28 protein-coding genes and 1 pseudogene are annotated in these 24,450 nt (G+C 71.7%); 15 read left to right on the forward strand and 14 right to left on the reverse strand.

What is annotated here, in order from left to right; translation table 11 throughout:
* The first annotated feature begins 20 nt into the window (after positions 1 to 20).
* From GXW83_RS23905 to GXW83_RS23925, 5 genes are read left to right on the forward strand one after another with little or no spacing between them, the layout of a single operon-like run.
* Entirely contained in the window at positions 21 to 470 is a 450-nt protein-coding gene (locus GXW83_RS23905; protein WP_182445108.1) for a phosphopantetheine-binding protein, read from the forward strand.
* Positions 467 to 1,108: a hypothetical protein gene (locus GXW83_RS23910; RefSeq protein WP_182445109.1), complete on the forward strand. Its 642-nt coding sequence runs from the start codon at positions 467 to 469 to the stop codon at positions 1,106 to 1,108. Before GXW83_RS23905 ends, GXW83_RS23910 begins: the two co-directional genes overlap by 4 nt.
* Positions 1,075 to 1,749 (forward strand): class I adenylate-forming enzyme family protein, encoded by a 675-nt coding sequence (locus GXW83_RS23915; protein ID WP_182445110.1) that lies wholly within the window; start codon positions 1,075 to 1,077, stop codon positions 1,747 to 1,749. The genes GXW83_RS23910 and GXW83_RS23915 overlap by 34 nt, the downstream gene beginning before the upstream one ends.
* Positions 1,742 to 2,467, forward strand: a complete 726-nt coding sequence (locus GXW83_RS23920) for an SDR family NAD(P)-dependent oxidoreductase (RefSeq protein ID WP_182445111.1) — start codon at positions 1,742 to 1,744, stop codon at positions 2,465 to 2,467. The genes GXW83_RS23915 and GXW83_RS23920 overlap by 8 nt, the downstream gene beginning before the upstream one ends.
* On the forward strand, positions 2,464 to 3,357 hold the full coding sequence (locus GXW83_RS23925) for a transglutaminase domain-containing protein (RefSeq protein WP_182445112.1): 894 nt from the start codon (positions 2,464 to 2,466) through the stop codon (positions 3,355 to 3,357). The genes GXW83_RS23920 and GXW83_RS23925 overlap by 4 nt, the downstream gene beginning before the upstream one ends.
* A gap of 97 nt (positions 3,358 to 3,454) precedes the next feature.
* On the opposite strand, the pseudogene GXW83_RS34380 reads toward GXW83_RS23925, so the two are convergent.
* A pseudogene (locus tag GXW83_RS34380) lies at positions 3,455 to 3,638 on the reverse strand (cytidine deaminase); the annotation flags it as partial.
* A 172-nt stretch (positions 3,639 to 3,810) separates the two neighbouring features.
* On the opposite strand from GXW83_RS34380, the gene GXW83_RS35420 reads away from it, so the two are divergent.
* The 4 genes from GXW83_RS35420 (at position 3,811) to GXW83_RS23950 (ending at position 5,842) form a co-directional block, all read left to right on the forward strand.
* The gene (locus GXW83_RS35420; RefSeq protein WP_370466759.1) at positions 3,811 to 4,008 is read left to right on the forward strand and encodes a hypothetical protein; all 198 of its coding nucleotides are present in this window, start codon (positions 3,811 to 3,813) and stop codon (positions 4,006 to 4,008) included.
* 408 nt (positions 4,009 to 4,416) lie between these two features.
* Positions 4,417 to 4,737 carry a TNT domain-containing protein gene (locus GXW83_RS23940; RefSeq protein WP_182445114.1) on the forward strand — a complete coding sequence of 107 codons (321 nt, stop codon included), beginning with the start codon at positions 4,417 to 4,419 and terminating at the stop codon, positions 4,735 to 4,737.
* Between the two features lie 41 nt (positions 4,738 to 4,778).
* Complete coding sequence (locus GXW83_RS23945; RefSeq protein ID WP_182445115.1) at positions 4,779 to 5,204, forward strand: hypothetical protein; 426 nt, start codon at positions 4,779 to 4,781, stop codon at positions 5,202 to 5,204.
* A gap of 161 nt (positions 5,205 to 5,365) precedes the next feature.
* Positions 5,366 to 5,842, forward strand: a complete 477-nt coding sequence (locus tag GXW83_RS23950; protein ID WP_182445116.1) for a YbaK/EbsC family protein — start codon at positions 5,366 to 5,368, stop codon at positions 5,840 to 5,842.
* Between the two features lie 42 nt (positions 5,843 to 5,884).
* Here GXW83_RS23950 and GXW83_RS23955 read toward each other — a convergent pair whose 3' ends face one another.
* Genes GXW83_RS23955 through GXW83_RS24010 form a run of 12 tightly spaced genes read right to left on the reverse strand, consistent with a single transcriptional unit; the run spans position 5,885 to position 18,039 of the window.
* Positions 5,885 to 7,048 carry a saccharopine dehydrogenase family protein gene (locus GXW83_RS23955; RefSeq protein WP_182445117.1) on the reverse strand — a complete coding sequence of 388 codons (1,164 nt, stop codon included), beginning with the start codon at positions 7,046 to 7,048 and terminating at the stop codon, positions 5,885 to 5,887.
* Positions 7,041 to 8,174, reverse strand: a complete 1,134-nt coding sequence (locus GXW83_RS23960; protein ID WP_182445118.1) for a saccharopine dehydrogenase — start codon at positions 8,172 to 8,174, stop codon at positions 7,041 to 7,043. Before GXW83_RS23960 ends, GXW83_RS23955 begins: the two co-directional genes overlap by 8 nt.
* A complete protein-coding gene (locus GXW83_RS23965) occupies positions 8,171 to 9,346 on the reverse strand; it encodes an FAD-binding oxidoreductase (RefSeq protein ID WP_182445119.1) in 1,176 nt (391 codons plus the stop codon). Before GXW83_RS23965 ends, GXW83_RS23960 begins: the two co-directional genes overlap by 4 nt.
* Complete coding sequence (locus tag GXW83_RS23970; RefSeq protein ID WP_182445120.1) at positions 9,343 to 10,344, reverse strand: ornithine cyclodeaminase family protein; 1,002 nt, start codon at positions 10,342 to 10,344, stop codon at positions 9,343 to 9,345. The genes GXW83_RS23965 and GXW83_RS23970 overlap by 4 nt, the downstream gene beginning before the upstream one ends.
* Positions 10,341 to 11,324, reverse strand: coding sequence for a DMT family transporter (locus GXW83_RS23975; protein ID WP_182445121.1), 984 nt, complete (start codon positions 11,322 to 11,324; stop codon positions 10,341 to 10,343). The genes GXW83_RS23970 and GXW83_RS23975 overlap by 4 nt, the downstream gene beginning before the upstream one ends.
* Entirely contained in the window at positions 11,321 to 12,091 is a 771-nt protein-coding gene (locus tag GXW83_RS23980; protein WP_182445122.1) for a thioesterase II family protein, read from the reverse strand. Before GXW83_RS23980 ends, GXW83_RS23975 begins: the two co-directional genes overlap by 4 nt.
* A complete protein-coding gene (locus GXW83_RS23985) occupies positions 12,088 to 13,527 on the reverse strand; it encodes a class I adenylate-forming enzyme family protein (protein ID WP_182445123.1) in 1,440 nt (479 codons plus the stop codon). The genes GXW83_RS23980 and GXW83_RS23985 overlap by 4 nt, the downstream gene beginning before the upstream one ends.
* A gap of 3 nt (positions 13,528 to 13,530) precedes the next feature.
* A complete protein-coding gene (locus GXW83_RS23990) occupies positions 13,531 to 15,312 on the reverse strand; it encodes a beta-ketoacyl synthase N-terminal-like domain-containing protein (protein WP_370466760.1) in 1,782 nt (593 codons plus the stop codon).
* Positions 15,306 to 15,743, reverse strand: a complete 438-nt coding sequence (locus tag GXW83_RS23995; RefSeq protein WP_225447215.1) for a 3-hydroxyacyl-ACP dehydratase FabZ family protein — start codon at positions 15,741 to 15,743, stop codon at positions 15,306 to 15,308. The genes GXW83_RS23990 and GXW83_RS23995 overlap by 7 nt, the downstream gene beginning before the upstream one ends.
* A 22-nt stretch (positions 15,744 to 15,765) precedes the next feature.
* Positions 15,766 to 16,311 carry a thioesterase family protein gene (locus tag GXW83_RS24000; RefSeq protein WP_182445125.1) on the reverse strand — a complete coding sequence of 182 codons (546 nt, stop codon included), beginning with the start codon at positions 16,309 to 16,311 and terminating at the stop codon, positions 15,766 to 15,768.
* The gene (locus tag GXW83_RS24005) at positions 16,308 to 17,705 is read right to left on the reverse strand and encodes an aminotransferase class III-fold pyridoxal phosphate-dependent enzyme (RefSeq protein WP_182445126.1); all 1,398 of its coding nucleotides are present in this window, start codon (positions 17,703 to 17,705) and stop codon (positions 16,308 to 16,310) included. Before GXW83_RS24005 ends, GXW83_RS24000 begins: the two co-directional genes overlap by 4 nt.
* 55 nt (positions 17,706 to 17,760) lie before the next feature.
* Complete coding sequence (locus tag GXW83_RS24010; RefSeq protein ID WP_182445127.1) at positions 17,761 to 18,039, reverse strand: acyl carrier protein; 279 nt, start codon at positions 18,037 to 18,039, stop codon at positions 17,761 to 17,763.
* Positions 18,040 to 18,489: 450 nt separating this feature from the next.
* Here GXW83_RS24010 and GXW83_RS24015 point away from each other — a divergent pair, with 450 nt between their 5' ends.
* Positions 18,490 to 19,371 (forward strand): helix-turn-helix transcriptional regulator, encoded by an 882-nt coding sequence (locus tag GXW83_RS24015; RefSeq protein ID WP_182445128.1) that lies wholly within the window; start codon positions 18,490 to 18,492, stop codon positions 19,369 to 19,371.
* A gap of 96 nt (positions 19,372 to 19,467) precedes the next feature.
* On the opposite strand, the gene GXW83_RS24020 is transcribed toward GXW83_RS24015, so the two are convergent.
* A complete protein-coding gene (locus GXW83_RS24020) occupies positions 19,468 to 19,626 on the reverse strand; it encodes a hydrophobic protein (RefSeq protein WP_182445129.1) in 159 nt (52 codons plus the stop codon).
* 232 nt (positions 19,627 to 19,858) lie between these two features.
* On the opposite strand from GXW83_RS24020, the gene GXW83_RS35425 reads away from it, so the two are divergent.
* The 5 genes from GXW83_RS35425 to GXW83_RS24040 all read left to right on the forward strand — a co-directional run bounded on the left by GXW83_RS35425 (position 19,859) and on the right by GXW83_RS24040 (position 24,116).
* The gene (locus GXW83_RS35425) at positions 19,859 to 20,170 is read left to right on the forward strand and encodes a DUF6479 family protein (protein ID WP_225447216.1); all 312 of its coding nucleotides are present in this window, start codon (positions 19,859 to 19,861) and stop codon (positions 20,168 to 20,170) included.
* Positions 20,171 to 20,439: 269 nt separating this feature from the next.
* On the forward strand, positions 20,440 to 21,675 hold the full coding sequence (locus GXW83_RS24025; RefSeq protein WP_182445130.1) for a sensor histidine kinase: 1,236 nt from the start codon (positions 20,440 to 20,442) through the stop codon (positions 21,673 to 21,675).
* Positions 21,672 to 22,358, forward strand: a complete 687-nt coding sequence (locus tag GXW83_RS24030; RefSeq protein WP_182445131.1) for a response regulator transcription factor — start codon at positions 21,672 to 21,674, stop codon at positions 22,356 to 22,358. The genes GXW83_RS24025 and GXW83_RS24030 overlap by 4 nt, the downstream gene beginning before the upstream one ends.
* 73 nt (positions 22,359 to 22,431) lie before the next feature.
* A complete protein-coding gene (locus tag GXW83_RS24035) occupies positions 22,432 to 22,974 on the forward strand; it encodes a hypothetical protein (protein ID WP_182445132.1) in 543 nt (180 codons plus the stop codon).
* Between the two features lie 101 nt (positions 22,975 to 23,075).
* Positions 23,076 to 24,116 carry an alpha/beta fold hydrolase gene (locus tag GXW83_RS24040; protein ID WP_182445133.1) on the forward strand — a complete coding sequence of 347 codons (1,041 nt, stop codon included), beginning with the start codon at positions 23,076 to 23,078 and terminating at the stop codon, positions 24,114 to 24,116.
* Positions 24,117 to 24,450 lie beyond the last annotated feature (334 nt).

A 24,450-nucleotide genomic window follows, 5' to 3' on the forward strand; every position in this document is an offset into this window, starting at 1 on the left:
ATCGAGCGAATTGCCCCCATGTGATCCTCATTGACTTCCCTTCGGAGCGCACACGATTTTCCCGGCTCGGGACGCAGGATCACCGCGCCGCCGCCTTGTCGTCAAATGGCCCGTACAAGGCCTCTCTTGACCCGCACGCGACGCGTGGGTTAGATGATTGCAGAATTCCACGAAATCCCCGCGGGCTGACCCGGCACGAGCGGAGCATCGCCATTCAGAATGATGTGATCAGCGAAGATTCAATCTGCCGCGCAGTGCGGCGCGCGCTTGCCGACCGAGCGGATTCCGACGATTCCTACAATCTGGACACCAGGATCGACGATCTCGATCTGGACAGTCTGCTGATTGCCGAGGTGATCGTCGAACTGGAGGAGGAGCTGAACATCCTCCTCGATCTGCGTATGACCGAGCGGATGACGACCCTCGGTGATCTGGCCCGGGCGCTGCACCAGGTCCGGCTCGACGGATGACCGGCACACCGGGCTCAGGAGGGGCCGGTTCGGGATGGGTCCGCGACGCCCTCGGATCGGTGGCCGGGGACGACATCCGTGCACAGGCTGCTCGGCTGCACGCCGGCTTGCGCGCGGCGGGACACCGCCGCACAGCCGTCGCGGCGGACAGCGGCAGGCAGTTGGTCCTCGCCCTGCTCATGGGCCAGTGGGCCGACACCGAACTGGTTCTGGCCGGACCGACCGTTCCCGCTGCGGCCCTGGAACACCTTGGCCCGCAGGGTACGGTGGTCACCGACCGGTCCAGTGGACTGCCCCGCCTCGTCCCCGCACCCGGTGCGGCGGGGCACGAGAGCGCTCGGCCGACCGTGCCGGGCCTGTGGGTCTTCTCGTCCGGCACCACGGGCGAACCGAAGCCGAGGCACTGGCCTTGGGCGGCGCTGCTGAGCGGCGGTCTGCCGACCGCCCTGCGGGGAGCCGAGCACTGGGGCGTCGGTTACGCACCGTTCACCTACGCCGGTGTCGCCGCGACGGCTCAGGCACTGGCACGGGCGTCCCGGATCGAGTTCCTCACCCCGAGGGCTTGGTCACGTCGGGCGGCGCCGGAGAGCAGGAAAGGCTCGACGTGGTCGCCGCGACCCCGTCCTTCTGGCGGATGACCGGAATCCTCGCCGCTCGCGGCGGCCGGCGGCCGCGTCCGGTCGGCACGGTCTCCACGGGCGGAGAACCCGTCGACGACCCGCTTCTGGACCTGATCAGGACAGTGGTGGCCCCCGACCGTATCGTCCAGATCTTCGGCACCACGGAGATCGGATCCCTGTTGTCCGTCACCGACGGGCGGTCCGGGCTTCCGGCCGCGCTCATGGGCCGGCGGCTGCCGGGCGGCGGCGCCTTCGAGGTCCAGGACGGTCGCCTGCTCGTCTCCCCGGCGGAGGGGCAGCCGTTCCACCGCACCGGTGACCTGGTACGGCTGTGCGCGGGCCGGGTGCAGTTGATCGGGCGCGACCAGTCAGTGATCAACGTCGGCGGCCAGAAGGTGCCACCGCACCTGGTCCGCACGGCACTTGAGCGGCATCCGCGGGTTCTGGCGGCGCGGGTCTACGCCGTGCGCAGCCCCGTGCTGGGCCAGGTCGTGGGCGCGGATGTGGTCGCGTCCGACGACACCGACCCGGCGGCCCTCGCCGCCGACGTCAAGGCGTACGCGCGCGAGCGGCTGGCGCCGTACGAAGTTCCCCGCCGAGTCCGCGTCGTCCATGAGCTCCGGCTCGCTCCGTCAGGGAAGATCAACGCACATGAGTAACGGAACCGTCTTCGTGACCGGGGGCTCACGCGGCATAGGGCTCGCCGTATGCGAGGCCCTGATGTCCGAGGGATACACCGTGGTGGCGGTCGCCCGGCAGGCGACGCCGGAGCTCGTGGACCTGATGGCGCGATCCTCCGGCACGCTCCGGTTCGAACGGGCCGACCTCTCAGTGGAGTTGGAGCGCACCGGTCTGGCCCTGCGCCTGCGCGCCTGCCGCGACCTGTACGGTCTGGTCAACAACGCCGGTGTCGCCACGGCCGGCCTGCACGTCGGGTTGGCGCAACAGGAATGGTCCCGCATGTGGGACTTGAACGTCCTGACACCCATGGTGCTGTGCCAGGCGGCCGCAAAGTCCATGCGGCGAGCGCGTCAGGGAAAGATAGTCAACATCTCCTCGATCAGCGCCCACAAGACCTTCCGCGGGCTTGCCGCCTACACGGCGACGAAGTCCGCCGTCGAGGGCTTCTCTCGCGTCTTCGCCGCAGAGACGGGTGCCTGGGGCATCACCGTCAACTGTGTCGCTCCCGGATTCATCGCCACGGACATGACCGCGGGAATCCCGGATCACCTCAGGGAAAGAATCATGAAACGGAACGCCCTCGACCACCGGCCGACCGCGCAGGACGTGGCCCGCACCGTCGTCTTCCTGCTGTCCGACGCAGCGGCGGCCGTAACCGCTCAGGTTGTCCGGGTGGACTCCGGGGCCACGGCATGACGGACGGCATCGCGGCGGTCGTCGCCAAGCTGGCCAAAGTCCCGGACCGGGTGCGCACCTTCGGCATCGACGAAGCGGCCGCCCGGACCGACTACCAGATCGCCCCTGACCTGCTGGACCGGCTTCGCGGGGCAGGCCTGCCGTACCGCACGGCCGCGGGCTCGCCGACGTTCGACGGGAACGATCTGATCAATGTGGCACTGCACCTCGACTTCGGATCACGACCGCGCAAGGTGCTCGGCTGGTGGGCCCGAGAACTGGAGCGGAGCTACGGAGACGTCCACACCTACGAAGTGGAGTACTTCGCCGGCTGCCCCGACCCTCGTCGGTGCCGAGGCTGCCGGTTCAGCCTGCTACGGCCCGACCAGCCCCGGCTCCAGGTGGACCTCGCGCCCGCGGGCCCCGCCGTCCTGTACCGCCACCGGTTCCCGCTGGCCAGGTCCTGGCCGGACCTCCCCGACACCCTGGTCGAGCTCATCGACGACTTCAGCGGGATCGAGTACCTGCAGCTTCCTGACCCGCTCTGCTGGGACACGGAGTTCGTCCGCCGCTACGGCATCGGTGACTGCGCCGCCTACGGGAAGATCCTGGTGAGCGAGGGACGTGCCCGCGGCCTGACGACCAGGTTCTGTTTCGGGAGGTCCCTCACCCCGCCCTTCTCCGCAGCTCACTACTGGCCGGAGTTTTTGATCTCGGGGGTCTGGGTTCCGCTGGACTCGCTCCTCGTCGGCGCGCTCACCGACTGGGGCGTGCTCAGCCCCGAGCGTTGGGGCCGGACCTCGTCGCTGGGCGCCATCATGGCCCGGCTGGCCAATCGGCCCAGGCCCCTGGCCATGCACAACGGCTCGCTCCTTCCCGTCCAAGTGCGCGTCCACCACGGTGCTTCCTGAAGGCCGTCCGGCGCACACCGGTCCCCGGGCGGATCGTACCGGGAGGGCCCCGGGGGCACCGTCCGCCCGAGGCTCGGCGCATGGACAGCAGCGCCGGGGCGGCCGTGCCGACGAGGACCCACTCCGCGCTGGGGCCGCCGGTGAAGTGGCAGGCGTTCACCGCCGTGACGATCCGGCCGTCCTGGTCGCGGGGCCGCAGCGGCCATGGCGTGGTTGTCGCCCCGGCAGAGTATGGCCGCGACCTGCGCCGCAGCCTGGATCAGTTCATGCCGCTGAGCAATGAGCCCCCGGTGAAGACCGCCAGACCGGTCAGGAACATCCGGTGCCTGCCGTAGAGGTCCGACAGGCGTCCCGCGGTGCGCTGGTTCGACATCGAACCCTGCTACGTCTTCCCCACCCTCAACGCCCACGAAGGGGAACACTCTGGTCCTGTATGCCATCCGCTACGACCGGTTGGCAGACGGTGTGGACCTCAACGGCCACGGCAGTCCGTGGCGGTGGACCATCGACCTGACCACCGGTACGGTCCGTGAGGAGCAAGTCGACGACCGCCAGGCCGAGTTCCCGCGCATCGACGACCGTCTGGCCGGTCTGCGCATCCGCCGCGTCCCCGCCGGCTTCCACGGCAACTGGCTCCCCGACCAGGACTGAGAGTCCCCGCGCCGCAACGAACCGCTCGGCCCGGCGTGCTCCGTTCAGGATGACTGCGCCTTCTTGTCGAGGAGAACTGGAGCGGGCGCGGAAGCAGCCGCTTAGGCCCCAAGGATCCTGTCCACGATCGGACGAAGACTCTTGGGGCCCTCGTGTCGTCAGGACAGCGGATGGAGAACGGATCTGTCCCGGACAGCCCCGACCACGCTTGGCCGCGTGTTCGGCTGTCACCTTGCGACGGCGACGGATCCAGGTGCACCCATCCTGGGGCGCTGCCCTGCGGAACGAGACCGCACACGGGTCATGCGACGGGATTCCCGCTGCTCCCGCGCGGCGCCGCGTGAGCCTGACGGAATCCCATTGCTGCACGGTGTGTCCACTTAAGATGTGCGGATCGGGAGGGCACCCATGGCGGAGACGGTTGCGGGGCGCGCGGCCAGGACGCTGCGCTCCGGGCAACTTGTCGACCTGTTCGGAAGCGGACGCGGCAACTTCCTGGCACCGGCAGGGACGCCGTACGCCAAGCGCGCGATTCCGCCGAGCAACCTCGAGGCACACGACGCCGCGTACCCGGTCAGCTACCATCTCCACCGCGTCATCACACCGTTTACCGTCGAGGCCGGCCCGATCAGGCCCTGGTTCGGCCAGCCCGGTCTGGGGCTCCAGTACATGACGAGCACCAGGATTCCGGATCTGGTCGCCTCCAAGCTTTTGCAGACGTTGAACTGACCTGTGGTCAAGAACCCGGAGGGCAGCGGGAGGGACGATCCGTGAACAGGGAACAGCTCGTCGACAGGCTTCGCCGAGCAGGTGTTCCCGAGGCGCTCTACGAAATCCCCGGCGTCCATGAGGTCGCCATCCAACTGGACCCCTACTACTTCCTGCGCCACGAGAGGGACGGCTGGCTGGTGGGCTTGCGCCAACGCTCCCAGGACAGCCTGATGGGACGTTTCACCACCGAGGCCGAGGCCTGCGAGTACCTGCACGACACGATCACGCGCTTGCCTCCGCCCGCTCCCGGCGCCCCGAGCGCATCAGCAGACTCCTCGCCCACAGCGACGGGATCCGACGCCAGGCGTGGGACGACTTCGAGCGGGCTTCGCCACCGCAGCCTGACGATCACTGGGCGGGAAGTGCCGAGCCGCACACGGACGACCCGTCGGGCTCGTAAAGTCATCGCTGCAGCTCAGCGGTAGTGACCGTGGCTCCGATCGAAGACCAGGGCATCCTCCACAAGTACCAACATGCCGCCTGGCCAGCCTGGATGAGGTATACGGCAAGGACACCATGATGAGTCGTATCCTGCACCCGACGCAGCCGGGCACGGGGCCGGGCCGGGGAGCAGGAGGAGAACGCCGTGGATCCCACGCTTGCGCGGGTGGCCGCCGCCCTGGCCGAGCAGGGGGCGGCCGGTTCGATCGTGGAGCTGCCGCACCCCGCGCCGACGGCCGATGCCGCAGCCGAACAGTTGGGGTGCGAGGTGGGCGCGGTTGCGAACAGCGTCGTCTTCGCGGTCGACGGCAGCGCGCTGCTGGTGCTGACGAGCGGTGGCCACCGGGTCGACACCCGGCGCCTGGCCACGCTGCTGGGCGTGGCCAGGCGCCGTATCCGTCCTGCGGACCACGACTTCGTCGGGCTGGCCACGGGCCAGCAGGTGGGCGGTATCGCTCCGGTCGGGCATCCGCAGCGCATCCGCACCCTGGTGGACGTCCGGCTGAAGCGGCATCAGCAGCTCTGGGCCGGCGCAGGACTCCGGCACGCGGTCTTCGCCACCAGTTTCGCGGAACTGGTCCGGCTCACCGACGGCGAGCCCGTGGACGTCGGCGAGCAGTAGAGGGGTAGAGGGGTAGAGGGGTAGAAGGTCGGAGGCTGAGGCTCAGTCAGTCCGGAGCGTGTACCCGATGCCCTCGTCGCGCAGCTGTCGGAGCCAGTCCTCGGCCTGATCGACGTTGCCGACCGCCCGGTTGAGGCCCGCGGGCAGGCGGCCCGCGAGCAGTTCGCGCACGCCCAGGGCGAGCGGCTTGGACACACAGCGGGCCATCGCGCTCTCCTCCTGGTCGCCCTGCTGATCCAGCAGGTAGCGGCCGGACCAGCGCCCCGCCGATCCGGCGTCCACGTCCAGCGAGACGGCCAGGACGACCCGGTCGCGCTCGCCCGCACCCATCGGATACTTCGCCGCGAGCTCCAGAGCCAGGGCGCGGATGCGCTCGTCGTCCCCGCTGCGGACGGTCTCGAAGACGGGTTCCCAGGCGCGGCTCCAGCCCGAGAGGCGCAGCGTGCCGCGGACGAAGGTGCGCGCCGTCCAGGCCTCGGGCAGCTGGTACTGGGCGATGAAGGGGACGCTGTCCCGGTTCGGGTAGACCTCGAAGGTCTCGTCGCCGAGGAGCTGGGGCTTGACCGCCTCCCAGGGGTGCACAGCGGTCCTGGCGACGCCGTCCTCGACATAGCGGGCGGGGGCGCGCAGCGCGTTCAGAACGCCGGTCGGCGCCCAGCTGAACCGGTAGGTGAAGGCGTCGGGCGTCGCGGGCACGCCGCCGCAGTACGAGGTGAACACCACCTCGGCGGCCTTCCGCGGGTCGACAGCCGCGGTGGCCCGCGCCAGCAGGCTGTGGGCGAAGAGGTGATCGATCCCCGGGTCCAGCCCGGCCTCGGTGAGGACGACGACGCCGGCCGGGCGGGCCTCCTGGGCCAGTGCCGACAACTCCTCCGAGGCGTAGCTGGAGCAGGCGAAGTGCGTGCGGCGGTCGATGCAGTCCCGGAGCAGCGCGGCGTGCTCGGTGGCGGGCAGCATGGAGACGACGACGTCGCCCTCCTTGACGTCGTCGGCGAGTGCCTCGCGGGTGTACGCGCGGGGAGTGGCCGCCGTGGAGAGTCCCAGGCGGGCCAGGCTCTCGGCGGCGCGTTCCTCGGTGCGGTGCCAGAGCAGGACCTGGTCTGCCGCGCGGCAGAGCCCGGTGAGGCCGCTTCCGGTCGAGAGTCCCGCTCCCACCCAGTGCACGGTCCCGCTCGCGGCCAGGGCCCCGTACTGCGTGTCAGACATGATCATCTGTCCCTTCGTTCGTCACAGTCGTGTCCTGCGCGTCCCTGGGGCCGCCGACGGCCGTGGGGGCCCGCACCTCCGCGTCGAAGCGGGCGAGGCACCGCCCCCACGGAGTGCCGGGACCGTCGGAGCCGCCGGCGAGGGCCGACAGCTCGGGCACCAGCGCGGCGGAGAACGCGGTGCTGGCCTCCAGCGGCACGAGGGAGGGCAGGTTGTCGATGGCGATCAGGTCGAGGGCGGGTGCCCCGTCCCGGAGGCGTCTGACCGGTGCTTCCCAGTCCGTCGTGCTCCGATAGATCGGCAGCACATTGCAGGGCGAGCCCACGTCGCAGGCGACGTCGCTGACCGTACGCAGCCGACGGCCCGGGTAGCGGTCCGCGTCGAGGTCCGCGTCGGTCAGGAACGGCTCGACGGGGCGCGTCGAGAGAACCGAGTTCACCAGCAACTCGTGGTCGAGCAGCAGCCGCCGGTCCAGGGCCCGGGTCTCCGCGAGGTCCCAGCAGGTCGGCGTGACGCCGGCTGCCTCCAGGGCGTCGCAGGCGCCCCGGCCGCACCGCCCGAGTGCGCCGATGACCAGGGCGTCGAACGGCCGGTCGCCGGGGGCCGGCCGGATCGCGCGGCGCCAGTCCTGCTCCCCTGCCGGCGTCAGTGGCACCGTCAGCCTGTCGCGGTGGTGCAGCAGGGCCACGACCGCGCCGATGAATCCGGCCCAGTACCCGAAGGCGGTCAGCCTGCGCCCGCTCAGGTCGGTCAGATACTCCAGGTCGAGCAGGCTGCCGCCGCCCTTGCGAAACCTGTCGAGCAGCGCCTCGGCTCCCGGCTGCCCCTTGTACGCGTGCCCGAAAAAGATATGACGGTGCCTCAGCTCGCTTGGTTCGTCTGGGAGTTCCTTGAGTCCGAGGATCACGGCGCGCTCCGGCGCCCCGGGCCAGGATCCGCCGGGTTCGATCCCGCACCCCGCCTGCGCGTAGTCCTCGTCGCGGAAGACCCGCTGCGGGGACTCCTCGACGGTGACCGCGACACCGGCCTGGACCAGGAGCCCGGCGTCCTGCGGCGTCAGTGGAGTCCGTCGTTCGGTGGCCCGGCTCTCGTGGCGCAGCCACAGCTGGAACGGTTCGGGGCTCATACGCAGTTCGCCTCCGGTCGTAGGTCGTGCGCGGCGAAGCGGTCGGCGCGCAATGGGGTTACGTCGACGAAGGGCTCGCGCCCCAGTACAAGATCGCGGACGACCTCTCCCACCGCCGGGCCCTGGAGGAAGCCGTGGCCGGAGAAGCCGGTGGCATAGAGGAACCGGGAGAGGCCGACAGCCGACCCGATCAGGGCGTTGTGGTCCGGCGTGACCTCGTACAGACCGGCCCAGCCGCCTGTCGTGCGCCGGTCCAGCAAGCCGGGGGCGCGCCGCTCCATGGCTTGGCAGAGCCCGGGGAGCCACCGCTCGTGCCGCTCGGTGGAGAACCCCGGCGTCTCGTCGGGGTCCGACATTCCCACCAGCAGTCCCGGGCCCTCGGCATGGAAGTAGAAGCTGGAACTGAAGTCTATCGTCATCGGCAGCGAGGACGGCAGCCCCGGAATGGCCTCGGTGACCGCGATCTGACGGCGCAGCGGCTCCACCGGCAGCTCGACGCCGACCATCGCCCCCACCGAACGCGACCAGGCGCCGGCCGCGCAGACGACGGTGTCTGTGGCGATCCGGCCGCGGCTGGTGACCACAGCGCTGATCTCCTCGCCCCGTGTCTCGATGTCGAGGACCTCGCAGTGGCGGGCCACCGTCGCGCCGTGGCGGCGCGCGCCGACCGCGTAGCCCTGCACGACCGCCTCCGGTGTGCAGTGCCCGTCGTCCGGCGAGAACGCGGCGGCGAGCAGCCCCTCCGTGACGATCAGGGGGGAGAGCCTCTGCGCCTCGTCCGGATCGATCATCCGGCTGGGCACCCCCAGGGACTGCTGCAGCGCCACCCCTGCCTCGAAACCGGCCACGTCCTGCGGCTCGGAGAGCAGGAAGAGGTAGCCGACCCGGTGCAGCCCGATCTCGTGGCCCGGTTCGCTGCCGAAGCGCGCGAAGGCTTCCAGGCTGCGTGCGCCGAGCTGGATGTTGAGCTCGTCGGAGAACTGGGCGCGGACGCCGCCGGCGGCCCGCGAGGTCGAGCCCTCGGCCAGCTCTCCGCGTTCGACCAGCACAACGTCGCGTACGCCCGCGCGGGCCAGGTGGTAGGCGATGCTCGTCCCCATCACGCCACCGCCGATGACGACGACAGCGGCGGAGGGCGGGAGCGCGGACAGCCGGTGGACGGCACCGCTCATGGTAGGAACTCCTCTGCGTCCGGTGCTTCCGGGGCCTCCGCCTCGGCGGCGGCGACCACGGTCCAGGCGGCGGCCGCGTCCTGGATGCCCAGGCCCACGCTGTTGTAGAAGACGATCTCCTCGGGACCGCGCCGGGCGGGGCAGCGGCCGGTGAGCACTCCGCCCAGCGGCGTGAGCCCGGCGACCGTCAGGCGTCCCGCACGCAGGGCGTCGACCACCGGGCCCGCGTGCGTCGAGGCGGTCTCCACGTCGTCGACGACCACTGCTGCCGCGCGGTCCAGTACCTGCGCGTCGACCTCGCTGCGGCAGGGCTCGAACGAGCCGATGCTCACCACCGTTGCGCCAGGGGCCAGCCAGGCCCCGCGCACGACCGGGGTCGGACTCAGGGTGCAGGCCACGACGATCGGGATCCCGGACACGGCGTCCTCGGGCGTCCCGACGGCGGTGACCGGCACGCCGAGCTCGGCCGTCAGAGTCCTTGCCGCGCGCGTGCGGTGGGCCGGGGTGGGGCTCCAGATCCTGATCCCCCGCAGGCCCCGCACCCGCGCGACGGCATGCGTATGGGCGAGCGCCTGCCGACCCGAGCCCAGGATGCCGAGCTCGTCGGCGTCGGCTCGGGCGAGCAGGTCGATCGCCACCGCGCTCGCGGCGGCCGTACGCAGGGTGGTGACCGCGTCCCCGTCCATGACCGCCACGAGCCGGCCGGTCTCCGGGGCGAACAGGGTGATCACCGCCGAGACGGTGGGGAGGCCGAGCACGGCGTTGCCGGGGTTGACGCTGCCGACCTTGGCCACCAGCCCGCTCGTTGCGGAGAGTCGGGAGAGGTACGCGAACACGACACTGTCGTCGAGCCCGCTGCTGTGCATGATCTTGCCCGGCAGCTCCCCCGTACCCTGGTCCAGGGCTCGGAACGCCCGCCGCTGGGAGTCGATGGCGGCGTCCACGCCGAGCAGTCGTTCGACCTGGCGCCCGGACAGGTACCGGGGAACGGATCTCATGGCTGCCTCCGCCGGGTCTCCAACGGCTCGGCCGGACCCGACGAGTCGGCCGGATCGAACGGCTCGGGCCGCATCGGAGAGGCGGCAGCCGGCCGCCCGGACGGGGTCGCGGCGCTGCGCCGGAACAGCACCCCGGTGGCGGCGCCCGTCAGCACCATGGCCGCGCCCACGAGTTGCCACCCGGTGAGCTCCCCGCCCAGCAGCAGGGCGGAGGCGACGATACTCACCACGGGCTCCAGCATGCTGCCGAGCGAGGACTTGGTCGGCCCGATCAGCGCCAGGCCGGAGAAGAAGCAGAGGATGGCGACGACGGTCGAGACGAGCGCGACGCAGAGCACCGGCACCCATCCGAGCGGACGGAACCCGAAGGAGAGGCTGCCGCCGGACACGCCGACGACCAGAAAGGAAAGGGCGGCGAAGAAGGAGACGAAGCCGGTCACCACGACCGGCGGCAGGCCGCCGCCGCTGAGCCGGTCGCCGTAGAGGATGTAGACGGTGTAGACGACCGCCGCACCCAGCGCCTCGGCGATCCCGGTGATGCCGAGCCTGCCGCCCAGATGCCCCAGGGACAGCGTCACCCCGCCGAGTGTCACCAGCACCGAGACCGCCACCATGGGCGTCAGCCGGTCCCGTCCCAGCAGCGCCGCGCCGACGGCCACCAGGGCCGGATAGAGATAGAGCAGCAGGGCGGCCAGGGCGGGTGAGATGTGACGCACCGCCGAGAAGTAGAGCGTGGACTGGGCCGCGTAGAGGACGCCGCCGAGCAGTACCAGGCGCACCAGGTCCGCCCGCGAGATCCGCAGCCGCTGCCGACGGGCGCTGTACCACCAGGCATACGGGAGGAAGAGTCCGGACGCGATGGCGAAGCGCAGGAAGAGCAGGGTCGGTACGTTCAGTCCGGCCCCGTACGCGTGCACCGCGAAGACCGGCATCAGCCCGAAGCAGACGGCGGACAGCCCGATCAGCAGGAATCCCTTCACCGTCCGCCTCCGCCCGCCCGGACCGGGGCGGCGGCTTCCCGCCCGGCGGCGGCCGGTCCGGTCCACGGCCGCAGCGTGACGACCAGTTCCGGTACCCGCCCGAAGAGCGCGAAGTGCCCTCCCTCGTGTTGCCGCAGGGTGAAGGGGCCGCTCGTGTAGCGGGCCCAGCCGGTCAGCGCCTCCGGCCTGACCAGGGGATCATCCCGCCCGGCCAGCACCAGCATCGGTGCGTCGAGACGCGCGGGCGGCTCCTCGGGCCGGTACGAGAGAGCGCTGCGCAGGTCGGCGCGGAGCAGCGGCAGGAAGAACGTGGAGGCCAGCGACGGGCTGAGCCCCTCGGGTACGCCGCCGACCGCGTCCAGTCGCGCCAGCAGCTGCCGGTCCGGGAGGTCGAGCACCTCGGCGGCCCAATGGCCGTGCAGGTGCGGCGGATTGCGTCCGGAGACGACGACCAGGCGCGGCGCCGCCAGGCCGAGCTGCCGCGTCCGCCGCGCGGCCTCGTAGGCCACCAGGCTGCCCATGCTGTGCCCGAACAGGAGGTAGGGCCGGCCCGCTGCCCGCTCCCGGACGGCGCGGACCAGCTCCTCCGCTGCCCGGCCCACCCCGTGCGCCGGGTCGCCCGGGTCGCCCGCGGTGCGACGGGCGGCTCCGACGGGGACGACCTCCACGCCGTGGCCGAAGGACTCCTGCCAGCGGCGGTAGACGCCGGCCGAACCGCCCGCGTAGGGCACGCAGAACAGCACGACGGGTCGGCCGGGAGCGGTCATTTGCGGAACTCCGGATCGGCGTCGGCCACGGATACGAAGATGTGGCGGGGGCGCTCGGCCGGGAGCAGCACGGAGTTGAGCGCGCGGCGGATCCGCTGACCGGTGTCCCGCCCGAGGTCCGCGACGGCGACTTCCAGGTCCAGCACCTGCTGGCCGTCCGGCTGTGCGCTCAGCTTCGGCACGCAGCTGACCACCCCCTCGATGGCGTGCACCGCCTGGCGTAGTCCGGCGAGTGAGATCTTCTCGCCGCGGACCACGGCGAAGTCCGAGACGCGGCCGCGGAAGAACAGGTAGCCGTCCGCGTCGATCCGGAACAGGTCCCCGGTGGCGATCCGGCCCGGGCCGATCAGCGAACGGTCCGGGCCCGGGGAGCCGAGCTTGCGGGTGAGTACCGTGTCCGACTCCACCAGCAGTTCGCCGGTGCCGTCTCCGGGGTCCTCGTCCCGCAGCGCCACCCGTACCCCGGGCAACGGCAGTCCGACCGAGCTGTGCCGGTGCTCCGGCTCCGCATGGGCGGCGAGGGTGGCCACCCGCGGCCCGGCCTCGGTCAGTCCGTAGGTGAGGTAGAGCTCGCCGCCGGGTCTGGCCGCGAGCAGCCGGCCGACCTGGGCGGCGTCGATCCGGTCGCCGCCGATGGTGAGGACCCGCGGACCCGGTGCCGGGAACGGCGCACCGTCGGCGAGCAGGCGCCGGACCAGTTCCGGGGTGATCGAGGAGTGGGTGACCCCCTGGTCCGCGACCGCCTTGGCGTACCCGGTCGCGGTGAACGGAGGACCGGTCAGCACCATCCTCGCGCCGGTCTCGTAGGCCGCCATGACCTGGGCGACCATCGCGTACGAGTAGTAGAGCGGGAGGTTGACCAGCACGATGTCCTCGGCGCCCAGTCCGACGGCCCCGGCGTGGCGGCGGGCGTTGCGCAGCAGCGCGTCCACCCGGTGCAGGCAGACGCTGGATCCGCCCGAGGTTCCGGAGGTCGACATCAGCACCTCGCCGGCCCGGAACGGCAGTGGTGCGGCAGCAGCGCCGGCTCCCCGGTCGGCGTCGGGGCCCGGGCCGAGCAGCAACGCCTCGGCCCCGTCGACGGGGCGGCTCGCCCCGGCGCCGTGGCGTCGTGGGTCCGGACGGGCGGCGATGAGCGCGCGGGCGTCCACAACGGCCGCGAGCCGCCGGATCCGTTCGGTCGGAGCCGCTGGTGACACCAGGACCGGGACCAGGCCGAGCAGCAGGGCGGCGAAGTGGATCCGCACCGCGGTCAGCGAGTTGGACAGGGCCGTCACGACCGAGGCGCCGGGCGGCAGGCCGAGGGCCGCGAGGTCGGCGAGGGTGTCGTCGATCGTCCGGGCGACGGGTGCGGCGCCCAGGTCCACCGCACGGGCCAGGAAGTCGGCGACGCGTCGCGGGTCCAGCGGCGGGCCGCCGCCGTGCGTGAGGGACATGCATCATCCTTCGTCGACGGGAAGACGGTTCACGGCGGGGGCGAGCAGCAACGCCCGCGGGTCAGCGGCACTCACGCCCTCGTCGGCACCGGCGGCCTGGCGCAGCACCACACAGGTGACGGTCTGGGCCTCCCCCTCGGCCTCTTCACGGTGCCGGGCACAGACCACGTACCGTGCCCGGCCGTCCTGGAGCCAGGCCTCGGCGAGCGCGAGCGCGGTCGCCACCGTGGCGTCCTCGGCCGCGGAGAGCACCAGGGAGGGGCCGCGGAAGCCCCTCTCGATGCAGCTGAGTCCGGCGAGGATGCCGGGGTTGCCGCCGGCGAACCGGAGCGGCGAAACCCGTCCCCTGGCGACGGTGGCGGCGATCAGCCCGGCCGTGGGCAGGGGGCGGTCACCGGTGAGGACCAGCACGCCGACCTGGTCCCGGTCCGCGAGCAGTGTGTCGCGGCAGTCCTCCAGCGCGTCCTCCACCGCCGCGTTCACCAGCCAGGCGAGCGGATCGGCGTAGAACGACGGGCGGTTGGCCGAGCAGGTGGACAGGTCCGCCACCGTCCGCGTGCCGTGGCCCAGCACGACCGGCGGCGGCGCTGCCGGCGGCGCGAACGCGGCGGCGGACTGCGCGGATCCGTGTCCGTCCGCCTCGTCGAGCGCGAAGAGCAGAGACGTGTTGAAGCCTCCGAACCCCAGCGTCACGCTGAGGCCGGCGCCGGGATCCACCTGCTGCCGAGACGAGTCGGCCAGCCGTAGCCGGAACCCCGGCTGCGGTGAGCGCAGGCCCGCGATCGGCGGCACCCTGCGGTCGCGCAGGGCCAGGATGGTGGCGATCCCCTCGATCGCGCCGGTGGCGCCGAGACTGTGGCCGAGCGCGCCCTTGGTGCCGAACACCACCGGGTCGGCCGAACCGGCTGCGAAGACCCGATGCAGGCTGGCCGCCTCCACCGCGTCGTTGGCGGCCGTTCCGGTGGCGTGCGCGCAGACGACGCTGACGTCCTCCGGCCTCAGACCGGCTGCGGCCAGGCTCCGGCCGACCGCCGCCACGATGCTGTCGCCGGACGGATCGGGCGCGGTCAGCCCGGCGGCGTCGTTCGCGGACCCCGCGCCGACCAGTCGCGCATGCACCCGGGCCCCGCGCGCCGCCGCCCGTTCCGCGGACTCCAGTACCAGGAAGCCCGCGCCCTCGCCGAGCAGCATCCCGTCATGACCTGCGTCGAAGGCACGCAGGCCGGTCGGGCTCATCGTGCCCAGCGCGGTATGGCCGAGTCGCTTGGCCTCGCTCAGGACGTCCGCGCCACCGGCGACGCAGACGCTCGCCCGACCGGTGCGGATCAGCGCCTGGGCCAGCAGCAGGCTGTCGGAGCCGGCCGAGCAGGCGGTGGTCACGCAGACCGGGGTCCGGGTGACGCCCACCCGGTCGGCCACCCGGCGGATCCAGTGCCGTTCGGGCTCGACCGGGGAGTCCAACTGGCCTCCGAGACTGGTCCCGAGGACCAGCAGCAGCTCCTCGCCCAGGTCGGCGGTGGGCTCCGCCAGCCCGGCATCGGCGAGCGCGGCACGCACCGTGCGGACGGTCAGTTCGGTGTGCCGCTCATCCGGATCCGCGGCGGCGTAGTCGGGCGGGGTCACGACACCGGCCAACGGCGTACGCACCTTGTGCGGGGATGCCACCTCGGTGATCCCCGATTCCCCGGCGCAGAGCCGCCGCCACACCTCGTCGACACCGTCGCCGAGGGGGGTCGTCCACGCCATGCCCGTGACGGCCACCGCTCCGGACCGGCCGGTCACCACAGCTGCGGGCCGAGTGCCTCGACCCGGGTCCGGGTGAGGGTTCCCTTGAACGCCGCGACCCTGCGGTCGCCGACGGTCGCCCGCGCGGAGAAGAAGAAGGCATTTCCGACGATCCGGTTCGCTCTGACGTCGAAGAGAACCTGGTCGCCGGGCACAACCGGAAGGGTGAAGCGCGAGGTCACCGAGCCGATCAGGGTCAGCTCGTCGTCCTCGATCGGCCGGGTGCTCAGCTGGTAGAGGATGATGCCGGACTGGGCGAAGGCCTGCATCAGATGGCTGCCGGGAAAGATGGCCCGCTCGGGAAAGTGGCCCGCGATCGCGTCGAGGTTGCCGGAGACGGAGAGCAGGCTCTTGAGGAAGACTCCGGGCTCGTGGTCGGTCACCCGGTCGATGTAGATCATCGGGTGGCGGTGCCGCAGCCACTTCTTCAACTCGGTGAATCCGATCGGCCGTTCAGCCGCCGGTGCCGTCCCGGTCGCCGCTGCCGACTCCGACTGGGACTCCGGCTGGGACTCCGGCTGCGGCGAGGTCAGGTCTTCCGGTGCTTCCGTGGTCTGGAGCTGCATGGACGGCGATCCCCTTCAGGACGTCTCGGATGGCGGGCGGCAGCGGCTTCGGGCCACCGCGCTGCATGTCGATCGCGGCGAACAGGAAGCCGCCACGGGAGAGTTCGGTGTGGGAGTCGTCGCTCTCCTCGCGCACGAGCGTCGCCTCGGCGCGGAAGCCGGCGGCACCGACCCTGGTGATCCGCACCTGGGCCCAGACCAGGTCGCGGTAGCCGCAGGGACGCAGGTAGCGCGCGTCCAGGGAGGCGACGGCCAGGCCGGTTCCGTGCTCCGCGAGCCGCTGGAGACCGGCCCCGGCCTGCTCCAACTGCTCCAGCACCGCGGACTCCAGCAGCGACAGGTGCCGGGAGAAGTGCACGACTCCGGAGGCGTCCGTGTCCACGTGCTCGATGCGCCGCCGCACCGGCCGGGACGCGCTCGCGGCCGCCGTCACAGGCCTGCCTCGAAGCGCTTCGTGCCCTCGGCGATCCTTGCGACGATGTCGGCTGCCTCGTCGTCCGTGGTGATGAGCGGTGGAGCGATGCGCATGGTCGGATGCACGTAGCGCAGGCCCCGTGAGCGCCTGCCCGCGCCCGCCATGAACTCGGTGTAGACGCCGGCGCGGATCACCTCCGTGCGCAGCTTGTCGAGCCGGGCAGCCGCGGCGTCGGACAGCTCGAGACCGTGCATGACACCGCGTCCCCTGGTCCGGGTGAAGGTCCGCGGGAAGGCCTCGACCAGTTCGGTGCGGAGCCGGACGGCGAGTTCCTCACCGAACCGGGCGGACCGGTCGACCAGTCCGGCCGCGACGATGTGCTCCAGCCCGTCCTGGACGACCTGGCAGGTCACCGGGCGCAGGTCGGAGGTGGCCACGGTGCCGGAGGACCGGGCCCGCAGAGCGCGCCGGGCGATCACCATGGAGGTGGACACCACGCCCATGCCCAGGCTCTTGCCGATGACGGTGACGTCGGTGGGCACCGGTCCGTCCTCGTCGGCCATGGCGAAGAAACGGCCGGACTTGGCGAAGGTCAGCACCTCGTCCGCGACCAGCAGGGCCTCGTGCTCCGTGCAGAGGCGCGCGAGCGTGCGCAGGTATCCGGGCGGGGGCACCAGGATCCCGGCGTCCCCCTGGATCGGCTCGACGACCACACCGAGCAGGCGTCCGCCGTTCTCTGCGAAGAACTCGGCGAGGGCCTCCGGGGCGGCGAAGGGGATGTGGACCACCCGCACGCCGTAGGGCCCGTCGGCCTCGGGGCCGGGCAGGCCGACCCGGTAGTGGCGACGGTTCAGGAACGGGAGCAGGCCCTGGGTCCAGCCGTGCCAGGCGCCCTCGAAGGCCAGGATGGTGTCGCGCTGCTCACGTCCGGGGCGGGGTCGCAGCCGACGCGGGTCGAAACGCGACTCCAGCAGCAGGCGGACGGCCAGCTCCATGCCCTCCGAGCCGGAGTTCCGCCCGGCGACGTGGTACTCGCCGTAGGGGAAGTGGTCGGTGAAGAGGCCCTGGGGCCCGAAGAGCCGGTCCAGCAGTCGGGCGCGGGCCAGCGAGGCGATCTCGTCCGTCACATAGCCGGCGTCGAGGACGGCCCGCCGGACGGACTCCGCCACGACCGGGTGGCCTGCCCCCAGGCAGGCACTGGCGTATCCGCCGCTCGCGTCGAGCAGGCGCAGGGACTCGCCCTGCCCGTCGCCCTCGGGCGAGAGGGCGAGCGCGTCGATCACGATGCCCTGCGCGCCCAGCGAGGCGAACGGCAGGGGGGTGCGCTCGTAGTGGTTGAAATGCAGCTCCTGGCTGCGCCGCAGGAGTGTCAGTTCGGACTCTGCCAGTCGGGAAGCCGCGGGTGCGGACATGCGGATGGACGTCCTCTCGTCGAAGGCTGCTGTGGAAAGTGGCGCACTTCGCAGGTCACGCCCCTTCGGGCACCGCGCCTCGGTGCGCCTCGATCAGGCGCTCGACAAGCTCCACGACCCCGCCGAGGGTGGAGAAGTGCTCCGGGGAGAACTCGTCCTCGGTGATGGTGATGCCGAAGACCTCCTCGCAGCGGACCCGAAGCTCGACGAAGCCGAGCGAGTCCAGTCCGTACACGTCGCGGAGGCTGTCCTCGAGGGTCATCCGACCGGGAGCGACGTCCACGAGAACATCGCCTTCCAGGATTCCCTTGATCGTCTGGAGCACGTCGGCCATGAGTCATCACCTTGGGTGAGTAGGATCCGGAACAGGGGAGCCGCTGACCGCGGCGTGGTGGCCGACCGGTCCCGACGCGGTTGAACGCTAGCTGTCCCCGAGCGAGGGGGGGCAGTGTCCGATCGTGGGGGTGTCCGGAGCACCAGGATCCGGCCGCGATCAGCTCCGGGCCCGCGCCGCGCCCCAATCCGGCCGAACTCGGCGAGAGTTTCGGCCTTATCCGGCTGATCACCTCCACGGCAGCGGCCCACCTCTCGGCCGGTGACTGCCGCGAAGCACCTGGTCAGATCCGGCCGGGTCGCCGGCAGCCGAAGAACCGCCGGTCATGGCCCTTCGATCGGAAGAAAACATTCCGCACCACAGGTGGCATTGACGTGTTCAAATCCGGCTCTTAGCGTGCTGAGGTCAGTGCCCGGGACCGGGGCGAGCACCAGAGGCGGGGGAGCCTGCATGGCGAGCACACCGGCACAGCAGGAACCCGAGCGGGCACTGGGACGAACGCGCCGCGAGGAGCTGCGGGGGTTCCTGCGGAGCCGCCGCGCCCGGCTCAAGCCCGAGGACGTGGGGCTGGCCTCGGGCGGTTGGCGTCGGACACCAGGACTGCGGCGTGAGGAAGTGGCGGTCCTCGCCGGCATCGGGGTCTCCTGGTACACGTGGCTGGAGCAGGGCCGGGACATCCAGGTGTCCTCCGAGGTACTGGAGGGCGTCAGCCGCGCGCTGCGGCTGAACGAGCCGGAACGAGCCCACATCTACCGGCTGGCGGGGCTGAACACCCCCACCCCGCGCCACGAGGCGGAGGAGGCGCTCAAGGCCCGGCTGCGCCGTGTCGTCGACGGCTGGATGCCCTGCCCGGCACAGCTGGTGAACCGGCACGGCGATGTCTGGGCGTTCAACGATTCGGCGCGCGCGGTGTTCGGGCTGGACGAGCCGGGCAGCAATCTGGTCTCCCGGTTCTTTCTCGACGCCGCGTGGCGCAACCGGTTCCCCGACACCGAGACAGAGGCCCGTGAGGCCATGGGCTTCTTCCGTACGCAGGCTGCGCGGTACCCGCATGACCCCTTCTTCAAGGAGACCGCGCGTGAGCTGATCGCCCTCAGCCCGCTGTTCCGGCTGATGTGGGAGCGGCACGAGATGTCGCTGGCCCCCACCGGCCGTACCGTGTTCACCCACCCCGAGCTGGGAAGCCTCGCCTTCGAGCACACCACCTTCGACCTCACCGAGTTGTCGGAGTCGCGGCTGCACCTCTATCTCCCCGATGCGACGTCAGGCACGGCCGAGGACTTCGCCGCTCTGGTCGGCCGCCTCAGCCTCGACGCCCGCGCGCAGGTGTAGCCGCCGGGGCAGCGGCGACCCCTGCTCGGCCATGCCAAGAGGGCCGACACTTCGGGTGTCGGCCCTCTGCATTCACGCTGCGTTACGGTACTGGAGTCACCAGCGGTACCAGCGCCCGCCGCCGGAGCCACGGAACACGAAGCCCAGGACCCAGATCACCAGCACGACGATGGCGACCCACCACAAAATGTGGACCGCGAATCCGATGCCACCCAGGATCAGGGCCAGCAGCAGAACCAAAAGAAGTGCACCCATAGTTATCATCCTCCTTGCCCCACGCATGCCCGCATTCGGAGCAATCACGCCGACCGAGACTCCCCAGGGGCGAACGACGGCAGGCAGTGGCCTCCCGGGCCCCGGTGAGCGCGTGACGTGGCCCGGGGCGTGCAGGTCACGCCGGCGTCTCGCGTCTCAGGGCTGGACGGCGTTGGCAAATAGGCAGGGGCGTCAGACGCTGTTCCATCCCCATTGCGGGTAGTGGCACTATATGAACCACTTTGTAGACCTAGCATCCGGTTCGGTGGGATCGGTGGGCGTGATCGCCATCGTCGTCGGGATCGTCATCGTGGTGTGCCTGATCGCGGCTTTCGTCTGGGGGGCCCGCCGCAAGGAACGAGACCAGGAACCACCCTCGGCGACGGCGGTAAAAAACCTCGATCGCAGCTCCACGGAACCGCCCGACCCGAACGACACCCCAGGATCCGGATCCTGGGCCACACACCCCAACACCCCCGGCCACGCCCCCCAGGGACCGGACTCGCCCGCCTCCCGACAAAGCCCAGGTCCGCGCGGCCAGTAGCGTTCCGAGGCACTCTCGGACGCCCGCACCGTCGGAAGAGTGGGCACCCGCAGGCGGCGGCCCCGGCCGCCGATCCCCACCTGTCCCGGAGTGCGCCGGGCCGGTCACCAGCGCGGCAAGGCAGGTGCCGACGCCACGTATATGCTCGCCGCCGTGCGCCGTCGGCCGTGAGTGCGCCGCTTCGGTCGTGCCCAACGTAGCCGTGGTTACGTGTGAGACTCACGGTGCGCGGACGGCGGGAGCCGACCGATGGCGTACGGAGCGGGGGAATGGTGCGTATGTGGCCCGACGTGATCCGGTCTGCGGCCGATCCCGGCCGCCGCCGGATCTTCGAGCGTGGTGACGTGATCGGCGCGGGCGCGCTGATTGCCTGCATGGCGGTCTCGGTGATCGCGGCTGACGGGGCGACGCTGAAGGTCGTCGTCGCCGTGCTCGGGCTCTGCGCGGAGTTGGGCATGGTGCTCAGTGGCCGGGCCCTGCCCACGCCGCTGACCTGGTTCGGCGTCGCGCTGACCATCGGGACCGGCTTCGCCGTCATGGCACTCGTGCACGACGGGCTCGGCGAGGTTCCCGTGCTGGCCGGCGCCGCCGTGCTGCCGATGTGCGTCCCGGCCGGGCCGGTGCGCAACGCCTGCATCGCGCTGCTGGCGGCCGGCTTCGGCGTCGCGGTCATGGTGATCTTCGACAGCGTGGCCGGCCTGCTGTCGGCCGTCGGCGTGTGGCTGCTCGCCGACCGTTCGATCGAGCACGCCGCGCTCCAGGCCGAGCGCGACCGCGCGGTCGCGCTGCTGGCCGAAGTGGAGGCGTCCCGGGCATCCCGGCAGGAGGCGGCGGCCCTCGAGGAGCGGCGGCGGATCGCCCACGAGTTGCACGACGTGCTCGCGCACAGCCTCGCCGGACTGTCCATGCAGCTGCAGGCGATCAGGGCGATCGCGCGGCGTGACGGTGCTCCGGCGACGCTGACCGAGCCGCTGGACCGCGCCGCCGGGCTGGCGCGCGATGGAGTGCAGGAGGCCCGCGCTGCGGTGAGTGCGCTGCGTTCCGTACCGCTCCGGGGCGTGGCCGATATCGACGGCCTGACCAGGGGGTTTCCGGGCGAGGCACGGTTGCGCATCAGCGGCCGGGCCGGTCGGCTCACACCCGAGGCCGGGCACGCGGTGTACCGGGCGGTGCAGGAGGCCATGACGAACGCGGCGCGGTACGCGACCGGCAGTGCCATCGACGTGGACCTGGCGTGGGAGGGCTCCGAGATGCGCGCTGTCGTGCGGGACCGTGGGCTGCCGGCCGGGCGCGGCCCGTCGGGAGTACAGGGCAGCGGCACGGGGCTGCGCGGCATGGCCGAGCGGATCGAGGCCGTCGGCGGCTCGTTGACCGTCGGACCTGCGCCCGAGGGACCGGGCTGGCGGATCGCGCTCCGTGTGCCGGTCGTGGAGGACGCCGGCAGCACTAACGCAGCCGGCACGAGTGCCGGCGGCGTCACGGCGGACGGGAAGGCGGGCGCGTGACCATTCGGGTGCTGGTCGCGGACGACCAGGCGGTGGTGCGTGACGGGGTGGCGCTGCTGCTGACCTCGGCGGAGGACATCGAGGTGGTCGGGCAGGCCGGTGACGGGAACGAGGCGGTGCGGCTCGCCCTGGCCGAGCGGCCCGACGTGGCTCTCGTGGACCTGCGGATGCCCGGGCTCGACGGCGCGCAGGTGACGGCCGAGGTAGTGGCAGCGGGTATGGGGACACGGGTGCTGGTCCTGACGACGTTCGCCGACGACGACGCGGTGATGCCTGCGCTGCGGGCCGGCGCCCTCGGCTACCTGACCAAGGACGCAACCGGCGAGGCGGTGCTGGCCGCGGTCCGGGATGTGGCGGCCGGTCGGACCGTCCTCGACCCGGCCGTGCAGCGGCGGCTGGTGCAACTCGTCGTGACGGAGCCCAAGGCGCCCGCCGCCGCGTCCGCGCCCTCGTCGGCGATGCTTCCACCCGAGGCCGAGGGGCTGACCAGGCGGGAGGTCGACGTCGTCCGGCTCCTGGCGAAGGGGCTGAACAACCGGCAGGTGGCGCGCGAGCTGGTTGTCAGCCAGGCGACGGTGAAGACCCACCTCAACCACGTCCTGGCCAAGCTGGCGCTGGACGATCGCGGCGCGCTGATCGCCTGGGCCTGGCGCTTCGGCCTGGTCGACAACACCGAGCAGTAGCGGCGCGGACTTCAACCCGGGTTGCACCCCTGGGTTGAAGGAGTTCGGGGCGCATCGGCGGATGCTCTCAGACATGACAACGACCGACTGGTTCATCGACATCGCGCTCCTGCTCATCGTTCTTCGCCAGATGCGCGAGGAGCGGCTGACCACCCGCACCATCCTGCTCCCGCTCGGCATGATCGCCTGGGCCGCCGACAACTACCTGACCGACATCCCGACCGCCGGCAACGACGTGCTGCTGGCCGTGATCTTCGCGGCCACCGGGGTCGTCTTCGGCCTCGCCGGCGGTCTGCTCACCCGCGTCCGGCACGCGGGCGGGCACGTGCTGATCAAGGCCTCCCGCAGCGCGGCCGCACTCTGGATCATCAGCATGGGCTTCCGCCTGGGCTTCGCGGTGTGGTCCACGCATCCCTCCGGCGCCGCGCACCTGACCAGCTTCTCCGCCGCACACGACGTCACCGGCGGCCAGGCCTGGGTCGTCGCCCTGCTCCTGATGGCGGTCGGCGAGGTCGTCGTCCGCCTGGGCACGATCATCATCCGCGGCCGGCTGCTGCAGGCACGGGTCGATCGCAACGCGCACAAGCCGGCCCACCGCACGGGCGCCTACGTCTGAGCCGCGAAACAGCCTGCGGCACGGCGCTCGACCCGCGCACCGAACCCACAGCCCATCCTGCTCACCACCCCACCCGCACCTGATCAGCACGGAGGCCCCTCATGTCCGCACCGCACCGCACGCCGCGTGCCCTCACCCTGCATCGGCTGGCCGTGGCCGCGGCCGTCGCCACGGTGGCCCTCGGAGCGGTCGCCTGTTCGTCCGGCGGCGGGCACGCGACCAGCGCTTCGCGCAGCAAGCCGAGCACGCAGGCCACGACAGTGACCGCCACCACGGCGGCGGCGACCATCGTCCCGAACTCCGCCCTGAGCGGGCCGGGCGCGTTCCTCGGGCCGGTGCGCCAGATCCCGGTCGACGGCATCACGATCGGCTACCGCCAGTTCGGCTCCGGCCCCGACCTCATCATGGTCATGGGCGACACCGGCACCATGAGCGACTGGACGGTCAACCTGTTGAGCCGGCTCGGCCGGCACTACCACGTCACGATCTTCGACAACCGCGGCGTCGGCTACACGACCGACGACACCTCGGTCCCCGACACCATCCCCCTCATGGCGGACGACACCGTCGGTCTGATCAAGGCGCTGGGTCTGCGGCACCCCACGCTGCTCGGCTGGTCGATGGGCGGCGAGATCGGCCTGACCGTCGCCGCGCTGCACCCGGGTGCGATCAGCGCGTTGGTGAGCACCGGCGGCGACCTCGGCGGCAGCCAGGCCATCAACACCCCGCCCGCCGTGGCCGAGGAGCTCAACAGCCCCAGGACCACGGGGCCGCAGATGCTGGACCTGCTCTTCCCCGCCGACGCCACCGCCGCGCGGACCGCGTACATCGAGCAGCTCGGTCTGATCCCGCCGGAGAAGGTCGGCATCGAGACGCTGCTGCGTCAGTACCAGGCCGGACAGGCGTACGGGTCCTTCGAGGGCACCTGGGACAAGCTGCCCGACAGCACCATCCCGATGCTGATCACCAATGGCTCCCTCGACGAGATCACCCCGCCCGGAAACGCGAGCATCATCACTCAGCGGGCCAAGCACGCCAAGCTGGTCCTCTTCCCCGACGCCGGCCACGCGATGCTCGTCCAGGACTCCGGCCGGTTCGTCTCCCTGGTGACTGAGTTCACCAAGGCGTCAGGCATCGAATAGCAGACCACTTCGGACGGCGACGACCGGAGACGCTGCTGGAGCAGGCGGTGCGCGGCACCCGCACGACGCCGCGCTCCCGCAGCCCTCGTGTGGCCCTCGCGCGGCCCTCGCGCGGCCCTCGCGCGGCCCTCGTGCAGCCCTCGCGCGGCAGCAAGTTGCCACTTCCCGCGCGCATTCCGAATCCGGGCCGTGCAGGTTCCTGCAGCCAGATCTCCTTGCCGCGTGGTGAGTTGTGGCCGGAAGATGGCAGATGCTCCACGTCCGGGCGGCTTCGGCGCCCGGACGACCCGGAGTTCCCGCGTTCCCCGAGCAAGTCCTAGAAAGGACCGATGAA

This window comes from Streptacidiphilus sp. PB12-B1b (assembly GCF_014084125.1).
Classification (GTDB): domain Bacteria; phylum Actinomycetota; class Actinomycetes; order Streptomycetales; family Streptomycetaceae; genus Streptacidiphilus.